Here is a 15,536-nt window from a genome sequence, read left to right as displayed (position 1 = left end):
ACCCTTCTCTCTCCTGCGGCCGCATTTTTTTGACACTCATGCGGCGGATAGCCTACGTAAAGCAACAAAGGTGCCAGCCTCGTCGCGCCTGCTTCGATTCCCTGTAGGAGCAGCCTTGTGCTGCGAAGAGGCCCTTCCCGCCAACCCAGTTGCTGCGCCTGTAACGGCCTCTTCGCAGCACAAGGCTGCTCCTACAGCGGTTGCGCAGGTTTGCGGACATCAGCCGAACAGGCTGGCCTCGACGTCAAAGCCGGCATCACGCATCTGCGCCAGCTTGTAGCGCAAGGTACGCGGGCTGATCCCCAGGCGTTCGGCGGCCTCTTTGCGGCGGCCGCGCTCGGCGCGCAGGGTGTCGATGATCATCTGGTACTCGTGGCGACGCATGTCATCACCCAGGCCATTGGCTTCAACATCCACCTCAGGCGATGGCTCTGTGCCAGCTGACAATGGAATGGCGCCCGCCAGACAAAAATCCGCCGCCTCGATCACCCCGCCCTGCTGCAAAATCAGCGCCCGCTGCAGGGCGTTGTCCAGCTCGCGCACGTTACCTGGCCAGGCATGTGCCTGCAGGCAGGCGCGCGCCTGCGGCGACAGACGCACCGGGGCATGCTTCATCTTGGCCACATGCCGCGCCAGCAAGCGCTCGGCCAGTTGCAGAATATCGCCTGGGCGCTCGCGTAGCGGGCGCCAGGCCAGCGGGAACACCGACAGGCGGTAGTACAGGTCTTCGCGGAAGCGCCCGGCCGCCACTTCGCCCGCCAGGTCACGGTTGGTGGTGGCCAGCACACGAATATCCAGGCTGATTGGCTTGCGCCCGCCTACCCGCTCCACCTCGCGCTCCTGCAGCACACGCAGCAGCTTGGCCTGCAAGGCCATGGGCATTTCCGAGATTTCGTCAAGCAGCAGGGTGCCGCCTTCGGCCTGCTCGAACTTGCCCGCCTGGGCGGCGATAGCACCGGTGAAAGCGCCCTTTTCGTGGCCGAACAGGGTGGCCTCAAGCATATTGTCGGGGATCGCCGCGCAGTTGATCGCGACGAAGGGCTGCGCGGCACGTGGCGACTGCTGGTGAATGTAGCGCGCCAGCACTTCCTTGCCGGTACCGGACTCACCAGAAATCAGCACGGTCGAGTCGCTGCGCGCCACCCGAGCGGCCAACTCCAGCAACTGGCGGCTGGCCGGCTCGCAGGCCACCGGCCCTTCTTCGCCGGTCAAACGCCCGGCGGCATGCTGCTGCACAAGGCTGAGCAACGCCTTGGGCTCGAACGGTTTGACCAGGTAGTCGGCGGCGCCCTGGCGCATGGCCTCGACCGCACGCTCGACAGCGGCGTGCGCCGTCATCAACAACACCGGCAGCTGGGGTTGCTGGCGGCGCAGCTGGCTCAGCAACTGGTGCCCATCCATGCCGGGCATGTTCACGTCACTGACCACCAGGCTGAAGGCGTCATCCAGCACGGCCTCCAGCGCTTCTTCGGCACTGCCCACCGCGTGGTAGGCGAAACCGCCGATTTCCAGGGTATCGCCCAGCGCCTGGCGCAATACGCGGTCGTCCTCGACCAGCAGCACCTTGATTGCCATTACACACCCTCCGCCAATTGCCCGCCAATCAACGGCAGCTCAACCCGCACGCTCGTACCACGGCCCACTTTCGAGCGCAGGTTGAGCGTGCCCTGGTGCGCGCGCACCACTGCCTTGACCACGGCCAGGCCCAGGCCGGTACCGGTGGCCTTGGTGGTGAGGAACGGCTCACCCAGGCGACCGAGCAAGTCAGCCTCGATACCGCAGCCGGCATCGCTGACGCACAGGTGCAGGCTGCAATCGCGGCGGTACAGGTGCACCTTCAGCCGTGCCGGGCCATCGCTGGCCTGCAGGGCGTTTTCGATCAGGTTGAGCAAGGCACCGACCAGGGTATCGCGGTTGCACAGCAGCTCACCCAGGTGGCTATCGCACTGCCAGCGCACGGCGTGCCCCTGCACATGCGCCTGGGCTGCCTGCTGCAGGGCCTGGAACAAGGCTTTCGGGGTAACCCGATCGCCCAGGGGCAGCTCACCACGGGCGAACACCAGCATGTCGCGCACCTGGTGTTCCAGCTCGTGCAGGCGTTCCTTCAAGGTCGCGGCGAAGCGCTGGCGGGTTTCCGCGCTCAGCGCTTGCTCGCTATCGGCCAGGTGGCTGGCGTAGAGCATGGCGGCCGACAGCGGCGTGCGAATCTGATGGGCCAGCGAGGCGACCATGCGCCCCAGCGACGACAGGCGCTCGTGGCGCGCCAACTGGTCTTGCAGGCGACGGGTTTCAGTCAGGTCGTTGAGCAGCACCAACTGACCCGGCTCGGCATCCAGCGAGCGGGTGGCGATCGACAGGCGACGGCCGTCGCGCAGCGAGACTTCGTGGCCGTCGTCCTTGCGCGGGGCGAAGCTGCGGGCGATTACCTGGCGCCACAATTGGCCGATGAGCGGCTCGCCAAGCAGCTCGCAAGCGGCCGGGTTGGCTTCGCGTACCAGGCCTTGGCCATCGATCACGATCACTCCGCCGGGTAGCAGGTCCAACAGGTTTTGCAGGCGGTTGGCCAGGCGCTCCTTTTCGCTGAGTTCATCAATGCGCTGGGCGCTGACCACGGCCAGCTCGCCTTTGAGTTCACTGACCCGGGCTTCGAGCAGGCTGTAGGACTGGCTTAGCTGGCTGGACACCTGATTGAACAGGGTGAAGGCGTGCTCGATACCCAGGCGGCTGTCCTGCTCGACCGGGGTTTGCCCCTGTTGATCGGGGGCTCGGGTTACGTGGGCGGCCTGGGGCATCGTGCTCTCTCGCTTGGCTGACCGTCATAAAAACGGTGTGTTGCCAGCGGTGTAGCAATAGCCGTGCCGGAGATGGGGGTTAATGCATGACTGGGGATTTGTGGCGGGGCGGAGATCGAGCGCCGCCCGCGCGGCGCTTCGCGGGGCAAGCCCGCTCCCACATTTGTTGCAACGTGCCGAACCTGTCAGGCCATGGTTGCCAGCCTGGGTGGGCTGGCTGGATTTCTGAGGTGGCATCGCTGCCGCCCCACCTGCCTCAAGCCTTGCACCAAGGCTGACAACGCCTCTCCCACAGGCATGGCCACGTTGCAACAAATGTGGGAGCGGGCTTGCCCCGCGAAGCGCCGCGCGGGCGGCGCTCGATCTAACAGCCCCCAAAGAAGCCGAGGCGAGCACCCCGGCCCCAAGGTCAATCCTCTGCCTGGTCCTCGCCACCCTGGCGGCTCATGCCGTACTTGCGCATCTTCTCGACCAAGGTGGTGCGGCGAATACGCAAACGTTCAGCCGCGCGCGCAACGATACCGTTGGCGTCGTCCAGCGCTTGCTGGATCAGCCCCTGCTCCAGGCTGCCGAGGTAGTCCTTGAGGTCCAGGCCCTCGGGCGGCAGCATGGCGTGGTTGCTGAAGTTCGGCGTATGGCCATTGATCGCCACTCGCTCTTCCAGGTCGCTGCGCAGGCTGTCGACCATCTGCTCGTCTTCATCGTCGACGTAGCGGAATTTCTTCGGCAACTCGGACACGCCAATCACCCCGTACGGATGCATGATCGCCATGCGCTCCACCAGGTTGGCCAGCTCGCGCACATTGCCCGGCCAGCCGTGGCGACACAGCGACATGATCGATGCGGAGTTGAAACGGATGGACCCGCGCTTCTCGTGCTCCATGCGCGAAATCAGCTCGTTCATCAGCAACGGGATGTCTTCCACCCGCTCACGCAGCGGCGCCATCTCGATGGGGAACACGTTCAGGCGGTAGTACAGGTCTTCGCGGAAGGTGCCGTCCTCGATCATGGTCTCGAGGTTCTTGTGCGTCGCAGCGATGATGCGCACATCGATGCTCTGGGTCTTGTTGCTGCCCACACGCTCGAAGGTACGCTCCTGCAGTACGCGCAGCAGCTTGACCTGCATTGGCAACGGCATGTCGCCGATTTCGTCGAGGAACAGGGTACCGCCGTTGGCCAACTCGAAACGCCCGGCACGGCTGGTGATCGCCCCGGTGAAGGCGCCCTTCTCGTGGCCGAACAGTTCGCTTTCCAGCAGCTCGGCCGGGATCGCGCCACAGTTGACCGGCACGAACGGCGCTTCGCGGCGCTTGGAATGGTAGTGCAGGTTGCGCGCCACCACTTCCTTGCCAGTGCCCGACTCACCCAGGATCAGCACGCTGGCATCGGTATCGGCCACTTGCTGCATCATCTGCCGCACATGCTGGATGGCACGGCTGGTGCCGACCAGGCTGCGGAACAGGTTAGGCTCGCGCTGGCGACCACGCTCGCGCGCCTGGTCGTACATTTCGCGGTAGACCTGGGCACGGTGCAGCGAATCCAGCAGCTGGCTGTAGCTGGGCGGCATTTCCAGGTTGGACAGCACCCGACGGCGAAGGTCTTCCGGCAGTTCGGCAGAAGAAATTTCACCTAAAAGCAAAACCGGAAGGAACTCATCCCAGGCAGCCACTGTCTTAAGCAGCCCAAGAAGATTGCCCGGAGCATTTACGGTACCGATGAGCACGCACAGCACTTCGCGGCTCGAGGACAATGGCTCGACCGCCTGCTGCCAGTCATGGCTGGCGCACGCGAGGTTTTCTTCGCCGAGGAAGTTCAGCACCACCGCAAGGTCGCGGCGGCGCGCGCTGTCGTCATCGATCAGCAGAATCTTGGTTTCACGCCACATGCAATAGCAACTTCCCTAGTCATATCGGCGCCCTGCAGGGGCGTGCTCGACATCATTCCGACTGAATGGTCAGTGTTCGGACGTCTGAAAATTCGAAAACAGCCACTAGTAAAGTCAAAAAGGCCCACACAGTCAAATTTATGGCGCCTTTTGTTAAGTTGTGCGCATCTTAACTGAACAGATGGTAAACCTTCGAAGCATTTTTAGCTTGATTGATCTGCATCATCTCTTCGGCAATTGCCTGGCGTTCACCGGTTGTCACGTCGATCAGGTTGCGGTAGACCTGCAGCACCCCTTCCAGCTTCTCGCGCAGCAACGCCTGGTCCATCGCGTGGGTTTCCAGCACCTCGTCGATGCACGTGCGGCACGCCACATCCAGCTTGGCAATGGCTTCCCAGTCACGCTCACCCAAGGCGCCGATCAGGGCATCGCAGGTGTCATCGAGGCGTTGCAGTGCGGTCACGGTAATCTCCTTGCCGTCAGCTGGCAGGCTGGGCATCGGCAATGCCGTCCCAACCGCTTTTCACAGTGATCAGCAGCTGGGCAACTTCGTCGATAATGCTGGCATCGTTGTCGACGTTGGCCTGCATCAGGCGGTTGGTCATGTAGACGTAGAGGGCGTCGAGCCTCTCTACAGACTCAGGGTTTTCGCTTTTTTCGGGCTGCAGGCCGTCGCGAAGGCCGATGATGATGTCGATCGCCTTGCCGAGCATCAGGCCCTTCTCCGCGATGTCGCCACGCGCCATGGCACCCTTGGCCTGCGCCATGCGATCGAGGCCGCCTTCCATCAGCATCTGCACCAGGCGATGGGGCGTGGCTTCGGAAATCTGGGCATGGGAATTGACCTTCTGGTACTGACGAAGGGCTCTCATGGGATTCATTTTGCGACCTCGTGACGGGCAGGCTTAAGGGGGAGATATTCCTTGTATCGGGCAGGCGGCGAAAAACTTTACCGGCCGATGACATGAAGCCGGGCATCATGCCCGCACTTCATGCAATGTTCACGGATTAATCGTCGCTGTTCGACTTGTTCAGCGCGTTGAGGGTGCTCAGCACGGAACTCTGCTGCTGGCGCAGCTGGGTGACCAGGGTATCCATGTTGTTGTACTTGTCTTGCAGGCTCTTCTTCAGAGCTTCCATGCGGGTGTCCAGAGCATCCTGCTCGGTCTTGAGCTTGGTCAGGCTTTCGCTCAGGGTCTTGGAGCGCTCGGCAAGAGTACCGGTGCTGGCCTTGGCGAACGGCTCGGTCACCTTCTGCAGGCGCGCCAACAGGCCGTCTTTGCCATTGAAGATACTGGTCAGGTCCGCCGCATTGGTGGAGGCAACCTTGTCCCACTTCTTGTCATCCAGGCTCAGCGCACCGCCATCCTGGGCGGAGGTGACGCCAAAGGCAGCGAGTGATTTCAAGGTACCATTGCCGGCTACCGCGTTGATCTCCTCACGAATTGAAGTCATCAATGCCCGCATCGACGCATCACCGGTCAACGCTGCTGCCGTCATGGTACCGTCGGCATTCTTGGTGACCTTGGTTTCTGCGTTCATGACAGTGAGCAAGGCATTGTAGGTATCAATGAAACCCTTCAGGCCCGACTTCAACGTCGTAGAGCTGGTAGTCAGCGAAAGAATAGTCGCCGTAACTTCACCGGTCGTAGCGTTTTTCGGCGAAGTGCCAACCAACTTGATGTTGAGACCACTGACGGCGTCGGTGATGTCATTGGTCTTAGACTTCATGGCAATACCGTCCAGCGTGTACTCGGCGTCTGCCGGCTCTTCGACAACGGTATAGCCAGTATCGATGCCGGAGTTGCCCGATAGCGTGATATCGGAGCCGTCACCCATTTTGGTCGAAGTGACAATCAAGCGGGATCCATTGGCATCTGTCAGCACGTTAGCGCTCAGACCTGCTGCGCCGAATTGGCTATTGATGCTATCGCGCACCTGCTGCAATGTTGCGCCGGCGGGAACGCTAAGGTCGTAGTCCTTGCCACTCTGGCTTATGGTCAAGGTGGTCGGCGCGCTACCCGCATTGACAACAGAGCCGGCGCCGCTTGCATAAACCTTGGTCGAAACTTTCGAGGCAGTCGCCAGCTTGTCGACGATCAACTTGAACGAGCCGTTTGCAGCCCCTGTGCCCATGGTCACGGTCGCGACCTTCTCATCCGAAGACTTCAGGCTCAGGCCACCAAAGCTATTGGTGTCGGTCATGTTGGTCAAGGCGCCGCGGAACGCATCCAGGGCCGCCTGAATCTTGCCGATAGAGGACAACGTGGTGGTTGCCTTCAGTGTTTGGGTATTGATCTGCGCCTGCTTCGGCGCCTTCTGCGCGGCCACCAGCGAATCGACGATCGCCTGGGTATCGATGCCAGAGCCAATACCGCTGACTGTTGTACCTGCCATCATTGCTCTCCTTGTTCAGTAGCTGCCGGATCCTTGGCGGATAACTCCATCAAAGGGTCGACAGCAACAAAAATCATGCCAGCCTATGCCTGATCATCGAACAGCAGGCTGCTGGCTTCACTGAGGCTTTGCGCCAATTTCAGCGCAAGTTCCGACGGAAGCTGCCGGATCACCTCGCCGGACTGGGTGGCAATTACCTTGACCACAACCCGGCCCGTGGAATCATCAATGGAAAAATCCAGCTGACGCTGGCTCGACTGGACGAAATCACGAATCTCGCCAACCGCCTTTTCCAGGTCTTCGCGCGAGTGCGGCTGGTTATCGGGGGCAGCAGCTTCCTGCACTTTGGCAGGCACCGCAGGGTCCCGATCCCGATCAGCGACTGGCGCCTGGGGTAACACGGACGGATACACCTGGCTCAGCTTGACACTCATGTCCATGTTTCGAACTCCTCATGTCAAAAAGGGCGAAAGGGCACGTAAACGCACCCTTTCACCCTTTACTCAGGCGCCTGAATTACTGGAGCAGTTTCAGGACCGAGGATGGCAGCTGGTTGGCCTGCGACAGGATTGCGGTCGAAGCCTGTTGCAGAGTCTGCTGCTTGGTCAGCTCGGCAGTTTCCGAGGCGAAGTCCACGTCCTGCACGGTGGAGCGAGCAGCGGTGGAGTTCTTCTGGATGTTCTGCAGGTTGTCGACGGTGGTTTGCAGACGGTTCTGGGTAGCACCCAGGCCCGAACGGACGCTGTCGATCGAACCGATGGCCTTGTCGATAACGGCCAGAGCATTCTGTGCGTTAACAGCATCGGTTACATTGGTATCGGCGATAGTGGTCTTGACCGAAGTAGCGGCAGTACCAGTACCAGCAGCAAACAGCTTGGTTACGCCTGCACCAGTCAGGGAGTAGCCTTTGGCCGAGTCCAGCGATACCTGGCCGGTTACGGTCAGGTCAGTACCAAGCAGGGCAGTACCGGAAGCAGCGTAGTCACCGTTACCGTCTTTGACGTTGACCTTGATGCCAGCCTGAGCGGTAGCATCGCTGTTGCCGAAGACCAGGTTCTCACCGGTGTCGGACTTGATCGACAGCGAACCGCCGTTGCTTTCGTCGTAGTTAACGCTGATGCCCAGTTTGGCTGCGTTGGACTTCAGCTGGTCAGCCAGGCCTGCAGTGTCAGTCACGCCAACGAACTTGACGGTCTGGCCGCCCACGGTCAGCTCGAAGTTGGCCGATTTAGGAGTACCAAGTGCGATTGCAGCAGCATCAACCTCGAACTTGGCTTCGGTGCTGGCGCTAGCAGTCAGGCCGCCGATCGCACCGCTCATGTTGGCTGCGATGGTTTTAGCCGAATCGCCTTGGGCAACCTTGACCTTTGCCGACTGGCCGTTACCGGTGATGTCGATATCACCAGCATCAACACCATTCTGGGTCGGGGTGATGGCAACGCTCTTGATCTGCTGCGAACCAATGTTCTTGGCCGAAACGTTGTCCAGCGCCAGGTTGATGGTTTCGTTAGCGTTGGCGCCAACCTGGATGGCCTTGGTGCCATACGAGCCGTCCAGCAGCTTCTGGCCACCGAAGGTAGTGGTGTCCGAAATACGGTTCAGCTCAGCGGTCAGAGCCTGGTATTCGTCGTTGTTCGACTTACGGTCATCGGCGCTCAGCGAGCCAGTAGCCGAGGACAGGGCCAGGGTACGCATTTTTTGCAGGATGTCGGTCGAAGCCTGCATTGCACCTTCAGCGGTCTGAGCGATCGAGATACCGTCGTTGGCGTTCTTCACAGCTTGACCCAGGCCATTGATCTGGCTGGTCAGACGGTTGGCGATCTGCAGGCCAGCAGCGTCATCTTTGGCGCTGTTGATGCGCAGACCCGAGGACAGACGCTGCATCGAAGTGGTCTGGGCAGTGCTGGCCTTGGTCAGGTTGCCCTGGGTGGTGATCGACGCAATGTTGGTGTTTACAGTTAAAGCCATGACGAAATCCTCGTTGGATGGGTACTGCGGCTTCCGGCCTTGGCAACCGCCGGATTGGCCTAGAGAACCTTCGTAAAGGTTATCGTCGGGTGCGCGGGTTGCTTGAGGGCTTTTTCGAAAAAAAAATGCTGGCATGGGGCCAGCCCCGAGAAATCAAGGGGTTAAGGCCGGTTTATTGGCGTCAAAAACCCAGAACGAAGCGGACACGCCCCCCCTGTAGGAGCAGCCTTGCGCTGCGAAGTGGCCCGCACGACCACAGATATTCGTTTGCCTTGCTGGCCTCTTCGCAGCACACGGCTGCTCCTACAGGGCATCTGTGCCACATGCCGCAGACATGAAAAAAGCGCCGGGCGGTGGCCGCCGGGCGCTTTTTTTTGGACTGCAGGGGATCAGTCGCGATACAGGATGGCCGAGCCCCACGACAGGCCCACACCAAAGCCACTGATGGCCACGCGCTTCCAGCTGCCATCGAGCATGTGCTTCTGCAGCAGCAGCGGCACGCTGGAGGACACGGTATTGCCGGTTTCCAGCATGTCCTTGACGAACTTCTCCGGGTGCTGCTCTTCGAAACGTCGCGCCACGGCGTCGACAATCGCCGCACTGCCCTGGTGGATGCAGAAGGCGTCGATATCCGACGACTTCAGGCCACTGGCATCCAGCAGCTCGTGCAGGTGCGCCGGCACCTTGACCAGGGCGAAGTTGAACACCTGGCGGCCGTTCATGAAGAACTTGCCATCGGTGACTTTCAAGTGCTCGGCACCGGAACCGTCAGTGCCGAAACGCGCCTGGCCGAGGTTCCACACCGCATTTTCACCCATCCAGGTAGCCGTGGCGGCATCGCCGAACAGCATGGTGGTGTTGCGGTCTTCCGGGTCGACGATCTTCGAATACGGGTCGGCGGTGATCAGCAGGCCATTCTTCAGCCCTGCCGCCTCCATGAAGCCTTTGATCGCATACAGGCCATACACGTAGCCGGAGCAGCCCAGCGACACGTCGAACGCCGCCACGCGGGTCGACAGGCCAAGTTTGCTCTGGACGATGGCGGCGGTGTGCGGCAGGCCTTCTTCGTCACCGTTCTGGGTGACCACGATCAATGCGTCGATCGATTGCGGATCAAGATCAGGGTTGCTGGCGAACAGCGCCTGGGCGGCTTCCACGCACAGGTCGGAGGTTTCCTGTTCTTCGGCCTTGCGCGGCAGGAACGAGGCGCCGATCTTGCCGAACATGAACTCTTCGTCCTTGCCGAACTTCGCACCCTGGACGTAGTTGTCCAGGCCAGCGGTGGGCACGTAACTCGCGATGCTTTTGATGCCAATCATTCTGGCTTCCCAATGAAAACAGCCAAAGACCACCACTCGATGAATTGAGGGCGCCAAATACCGGAGCGGTCACCGCCAGGGGTTGAAGGCAGAGCTCGCCTGCGCACCGGTAACAAAATGCTGCAACAGCTGCTGCATAGAATACAGGGAAGATGACCGTTTTGACTCATTGGTCACATTGAATTGCTACGAAAGCCGCGCTGAGGGTGTGGGGAATGGGAATTCGGGGAATGACCAGGCGGACACAAGGCCAATGTAGGAGCGGCCTTGTGCCGCGAATGGGCCGCAATGCGGCCCCGGCGATGTAGGCTGCGAAGCTGATGACTTTGGGGGCGCTGCGCGCCCCATCGCGGCACAAGGCCGCTCCTACAAGGGACGCGCCAGCCTTTTAAAGCTTGTTGAACAGGCTCAACTGGGAGATGCGCGAGAAGGCCAGCTGCGAGGCCTCCAGCATGGCCTGCTGCAAGGTCAGGGTGATGGCGGCCTGCGACATGTCGGTGTTGCCGATGGCGTTCTGGGTGGTCTTGTTGGCCAGGCCCAGGCTGGTGTTTTCCTGGCGCTGGATCTCCAGGGAGTTACCACGGGCACCAATCGATCCACGGGTGATGTCGACCTGCTCACGGGCACTGGCCAGGTTGGCGATTGCCGAGGCGGCCGCATCCTTCAGCGCATTGGCCGCGCCAGCGCCGGTCACCGGCGTGTCCAGTGCAGCACGCAGCTGGCTGAGGGTTTCCAGCACGTTCTGGTTCTGGTGGGTATTGGCCGTGACCGCGAACTGGTCACCTGCCTCGGGCGAACCGGACACCTGGTAGGTCACCCCGGCCACCGTCAGCGACGGTGCGGTGAAGGTACCTGTGGCTATCGCCTTGCTATCGGCCGTCAGCGGCTGGGCATAGAGCTCGTAGGCGCCCGGGCCGGTGAACTTGATCACCGCACCATTGCTGGGGAAGGTGCTGCGATAGGCGGTTTCGTCGGTCACGCTGCTGCTGGTGATCTGGGCACTGGAGGTATTGTTGCCGTTACGCGTGGCATTGAACGAGTCCGGGCGCGCCGCCAGGGAAAACTCGCGCCCCGCCACCGCCGCATCGGCATCGGCGCCCTCCTCCAGGGTCACGGTGATTTCGAACTCCACGCCACGCAGGGCAATGCGGTTGGCCCCTTCGGTCTTGCTGTCGAACGTACCGTTGGTGGGGGTTTCAGACGTAACGTCGCGGCCACTGGCATCGGTGATGGTGTACTGGGTCGCGCTGGTGAAGGTCAGCTTGTACGGCTGGCCTGCGGTGAAGCTGTTGTTGTAGCTGGTGCTCGAGGTCATCAGGCCTGACGACACCCCGACCACGCTGTCGTCAGTTGCCGGCACCAGCAGAGTCGACTGGGTACGGCTCTTGTTGCTGGCCGAGTCGAAGATGCTGAAACCGGTGTCGTTGGTGGCCAGGTTCAGGGTATCGGACACCTGCAGGCTCAGTTGGGTCTGGTCACCGTGGTAGCTGTAGGTGCCATCGGAGTTGCGCACATAGGGTGGCGTGGTGCTTTTGGAGCCGCCAAACATGTAGTCGCCGTTGGCATCGCGCGAGTTGAGCAAACCGAAGATATTGGCCTCGATCTCTTTCAGCTCGGTGCTGATGGCCGTGCGATCAGAGTCAGTAACCCCAGCGCCACCGGCGCGAATCGCCAGCTCGCTGGCGCGCTGCATGGCGTCGTTGATGGTGGAGAGCACGCTCTCCTCCTGCAGCAGGGAGTTGCTGACGGTGTTGATGTTGCCGCTGTACTGGTCCAGCAGCGACTGCTGCTGTTGCAGCAGCAGCAGGCGCGCAGCCCCCACCGGATCATCGGCGGCGGTCTGGATACGGATACCCGACGTCACCTGATCGTTGGTCTTGTTCATGCTGGAGAAGTTCTTGGAGTAGCTACTGGCGCTGGCCTCATAGAACTGAGCAGTGGAAATACGCACGATAGTCTACTCCTTACAAGGCATTGATCAGGGTGCTGAAGGTTTCTTGCGCCGCCTTGATGATCTGCGACGACGCCGTGTAGTAGTGCTGGAACTTGACCAGGCTGGCCGCTTCGTCGTCCAGGTTGACCCCGGACACTGCGCTGCGGCTTTCACTGGCGCTCTTGAGCACCGCCTCGGTCGCGGTGGTGTCGATGGTCGCCTGGTTGGCCTTGGCGCCTACGCGCTCGACCAGCGAGGCATAGGCCGAGGTGAAGCTGGTACCGCCGCCGGACCCGGTGTTCACCGTCGACTTGGTCTGCAGGCCCAACAGTGCGGTGGCGTTGCGGTTGTCGGCCTTGCCGTCGGCATTGAACGACAGGGTAAAACTGTCATTGGCTGCCGGGCTGCCGCCGATGGTGGTCTCGACGCTGAATGTGCGCGGGTTGCCGCTGGCATCCTTGATTGGATTTCCGGCCGCATCGAGCATCGGCACGGCAATCGACAGTTTATTGTCCGTACCCGGCACCACGCTGCCGGTGCCGATCTGGGTGCCCTTGGCATCGAACAGCTTGTAGCCCTGGGAACCGCCACTGGCGGCATCGAACACCACGCGCACCGGCATCGAGTCGCGAATCGACTGCTGAATCAGCGCTGTATCGGCACCGCCGTATATGTCCAGCGATTCGCCCAAGGTCGGCTGGGTGATGGTGCCGGTGCCGCTGTTGCCGCTACCGGAGGTGGCGCTGATCGGCCCGGCGAAGGCCAGCTTGTTGGCATCTGTCAGGGTGGTGGTGATGCTACCAGCGGCCGCACGGGTGGGGATCACCTTGAAGCTGTCGCCTGCTGCCAGGCCGCCACCGTTCAGCGACAGGCTGAAGCCGTCGATCACCGGCGCCGGGTCGGCGTTGAGGTCGAAGCTGCCCATGTCGGTGCCGTCGGAACGGCGCACGCTGTACTGGTTGGCGCTGGTGAACTTGACCTCGTAGTCGTAGGTGGTCAGCGCACCGCTATTGGCGATGGTCACATCCAGGTTGCCGGAACCCGAACTGTTGTTCGACGAGGCCAGGCTGCGCTGGGCAATGGCAGTGGCACTGTTGATGCTGGAGAACAGCGAGCTACCGAACTGGCCATTGGCATCCAGGCCTTGCCCCAACTGGCTGTTGATGCTGTCGGCCACCACCAGGGCAACGCGCCCCAACTCGTTCATCGACGGCGTCAGCACATCCTGGCGATAGCGCAGCAGGCCGCCGATCGCGCCACCGGTCACCACCGAGGTCACATCGGAGCTGAACGACTCGTAGTTGATACGCAGGCTTGCCTGGCTCTTGTCGGCAGCGCCAGGCTCTACCGACAGGGTGTTGGCCTTGTTGCCGGTGACCAGCGACTGGCCGCTGCCCAGGTACACGTCGTAATTGCCGTCACGCTCCTGCACCGTAACGCCGACCAGCTCGTTGAGCTGGCGCACCGCTTCGCTGCGCGCATCCAGCAGGCTGTTGGGGGTGTTGCCGGTGCCGCTGGCCGCGGCGATCTGCTTGTTGTACTCGGCAATGCTGGCGGTCAGCTTGTTGACCTGGCCGGCCATGGTGTCGAGCTGGGAGTTGATCGTGGCGTTCTGCTGGGTGAGCTGGGTGCTCACCGCGTTGAAACGGTTGCTCAGGGTTTGTGCCTGAGTCAGCAGCAACTGGCGCGAAGCGACGTCACCGGGCTTTGCCGATGCGGTCTGCAGGGCCGAGAAGAATGCGGTAAGCACCGAGCTGATGCCGGTGTCACGGTCGGCCAGCAGCTTGTCGATGCTGGTGATCTGGTCCTGGAAGGCAACCGAGTCGGCCTGCAACGAGGTGGCGGTCTGCAACTGGTTGTCCAGGTAGGAGCTATAGATGCGGCGCACATCCGCCAGCGTGGTACCTGTACCCAGGAACCCGGCGCCGATGTTGTGCGAAGCCCCCGCTGCCTGAATCGTCTGCTGGCGCGAATAGCCACTGGTCGCGGCGTTGGCGATGTTGTTACTGGTTACCGACAAGGCCGCCTGGCTGGCACTCAGGCCACTCAGGCCGATCGAAATCAGGCTCGACATGATTTAGTCCTTTTATAGATTCGTGGTTCTGCCAGCCATGGCGTATTGCGGGGTTGACTGCATTTGCTGGGCGATGCTGATGATCTTTCGCGCATAGCCCGGGTCGGTCGCATAACCTGCCTTTTGCAGCTCTCTTGCAAACTGCTCAGGGTTATCGGCCGAGTCCAGCGCATCTTGATAGCGCGAATTGCTCTGCAACAGGCTCACCAGGTCGTGGAAGCTGTCCTGGTACGAGTCGTAGCTGCGGAACGCCGCCGTTTCCTTGACGAACTGGCCGTCGCGGAATTCGCTGGTGATCGCCCGCGCCTGCTCGCCCTGCCAACTGCCGGTGGCCTTGATGCCGAACAGGTTGTGGCTGCTGCTGCCATCGCTGTTGCGCATCACCGACTTGCCCCAGCCGGTTTCCAGGGCCGCCTGGGCCACCAGGTAGCGCGGGTCGATACCAATGCGCTTGGCGGCCTGCTCGGCCATCGGCAACATGGTGGCGACGAATTGATCGCTGTCGGCAAAGGCCTTGTTCGGCGCCAGCGGCGGCTGGGCCACGGCGCGGCCGACAATGCGCAGGCCGTTGTCGGGCACGGCGAAGGACTTGGCCACTTGCTGGCCGTCACGGGCCGGCACGGCGGCGCTATTGGCGGTGGCCGCCGATGGCACGATACCGGCCAGCAGGCGGTCGGTGAGCTTGCTCGGCAAGGCCAGGCGCCGCGAGTTGAGCGCGGCAACGTCGTTGCGGGTGGCGGACGCGCCCGTGGCATGCACCGGCTCCGCCACCTTGTTGCCCCACAATGCCGGGCCGCTGTTATCGACGCGTGGGAACGGGCTGGTGTTGACCGACGCACTGCGGCCTTTGGTCAACTGACGCACCAGCACGTCCTGCAGGCCGATACCGCCCCCTTCGCGGGACATGCTCACGGCCAGCTGCTGGTCGTACATGTCGCGGTACTGCTTGACCGTTTCGGTGTTCATCGGGTTGTCGTCGGCCAGCACGTCGCTGGCCTTGCGCGAGGCCTTGAGCATTTCGCTGATGAACAGCGACTCGAACTCCTGGGCCACCTTGCGCACGTTGGCTTCGCTGTCGCGGTCGCCGTGCTTGAGGGCGCTCAGACGGTTGAGGTCGGTGTAGGCACCACTGTCGGCACTGCCGGAAACCTGGCTTTTGATATTCATC

General features: G+C 61.8%; 12 protein-coding genes. All 12 read right to left on the bottom strand.

The annotated features are described in order from the left end of the window. Positions 1–219 precede the first annotated feature (219 nt). A complete protein-coding gene (locus ACNFBR_RS23660) occupies positions 220–1,575 on the bottom strand; it encodes a sigma-54-dependent transcriptional regulator (RefSeq protein WP_416737038.1) in 1,356 nt (451 codons plus the stop codon). Further along, positions 1,575–2,792 carry a sensor histidine kinase gene (locus ACNFBR_RS23655; protein WP_416737037.1) on the bottom strand — a complete coding sequence of 406 codons (1,218 nt, stop codon included), beginning with the start codon at positions 2,790–2,792 and terminating at the stop codon, positions 1,575–1,577. Before ACNFBR_RS23655 ends, ACNFBR_RS23660 begins: the two co-directional genes overlap by 1 nt. Before the next feature lie 409 nt (positions 2,793–3,201). After that, positions 3,202–4,677: a transcriptional regulator FleQ gene (gene fleQ / locus ACNFBR_RS23650; protein ID WP_234546633.1), complete on the bottom strand. Its 1,476-nt coding sequence runs from the start codon at positions 4,675–4,677 to the stop codon at positions 3,202–3,204. Positions 4,678–4,846: 169 nt separating this feature from the next. After that, the gene (locus ACNFBR_RS23645; protein ID WP_104834217.1) at positions 4,847–5,176 is read right to left on the bottom strand and encodes a flagellar protein FliT; all 330 of its coding nucleotides are present in this window, start codon (positions 5,174–5,176) and stop codon (positions 4,847–4,849) included. Next, positions 5,157–5,558, bottom strand: a complete 402-nt coding sequence (gene fliS / locus ACNFBR_RS23640; RefSeq protein WP_416737036.1) for a flagellar export chaperone FliS — start codon at positions 5,556–5,558, stop codon at positions 5,157–5,159. The genes ACNFBR_RS23645 and fliS overlap by 20 nt, the downstream gene beginning before the upstream one ends. A 127-nt stretch (positions 5,559–5,685) precedes the next feature. Further along, positions 5,686–7,074, bottom strand: a complete 1,389-nt coding sequence (fliD, locus tag ACNFBR_RS23635) for a flagellar filament capping protein FliD (protein ID WP_416737080.1) — start codon at positions 7,072–7,074, stop codon at positions 5,686–5,688. An 83-nt stretch (positions 7,075–7,157) separates the two neighbouring features. Continuing rightward, positions 7,158–7,514, bottom strand: a complete 357-nt coding sequence (locus ACNFBR_RS23630; RefSeq protein WP_416737035.1) for a flagellar protein FlaG — start codon at positions 7,512–7,514, stop codon at positions 7,158–7,160. Between the two features lie 76 nt (positions 7,515–7,590). After that, complete coding sequence (locus tag ACNFBR_RS23625) at positions 7,591–9,042, bottom strand: flagellin (protein ID WP_416737034.1); 1,452 nt, start codon at positions 9,040–9,042, stop codon at positions 7,591–7,593. Positions 9,043–9,431: 389 nt separating this feature from the next. Continuing rightward, a complete protein-coding gene (locus tag ACNFBR_RS23620; RefSeq protein WP_416737033.1) occupies positions 9,432–10,361 on the bottom strand; it encodes a ketoacyl-ACP synthase III in 930 nt (309 codons plus the stop codon). Positions 10,362–10,749: 388 nt separating this feature from the next. After that, a complete protein-coding gene (locus ACNFBR_RS23615; RefSeq protein ID WP_416737032.1) occupies positions 10,750–12,312 on the bottom strand; it encodes a flagellar hook-associated protein 3 in 1,563 nt (520 codons plus the stop codon). Between the two features lie 13 nt (positions 12,313–12,325). Further along, the gene (gene flgK, locus ACNFBR_RS23610) at positions 12,326–14,368 is read right to left on the bottom strand and encodes a flagellar hook-associated protein FlgK (protein WP_416737031.1); all 2,043 of its coding nucleotides are present in this window, start codon (positions 14,366–14,368) and stop codon (positions 12,326–12,328) included. Between the two features lie 12 nt (positions 14,369–14,380). Further along, positions 14,381–15,535 carry a flagellar assembly peptidoglycan hydrolase FlgJ gene (gene flgJ, locus ACNFBR_RS23605; RefSeq protein WP_416737030.1) on the bottom strand — a complete coding sequence of 385 codons (1,155 nt, stop codon included), beginning with the start codon at positions 15,533–15,535 and terminating at the stop codon, positions 14,381–14,383. Between the last annotated feature and the right edge of the window lies 1 nt (position 15,536).

Source organism: Pseudomonas sp. NY11955 (assembly GCF_048068035.1).
GTDB lineage: Bacteria > Pseudomonadota > Gammaproteobacteria > Pseudomonadales > Pseudomonadaceae > Aquipseudomonas.
This window is presented reverse-complemented; position numbering and strand designations above follow the sequence as displayed.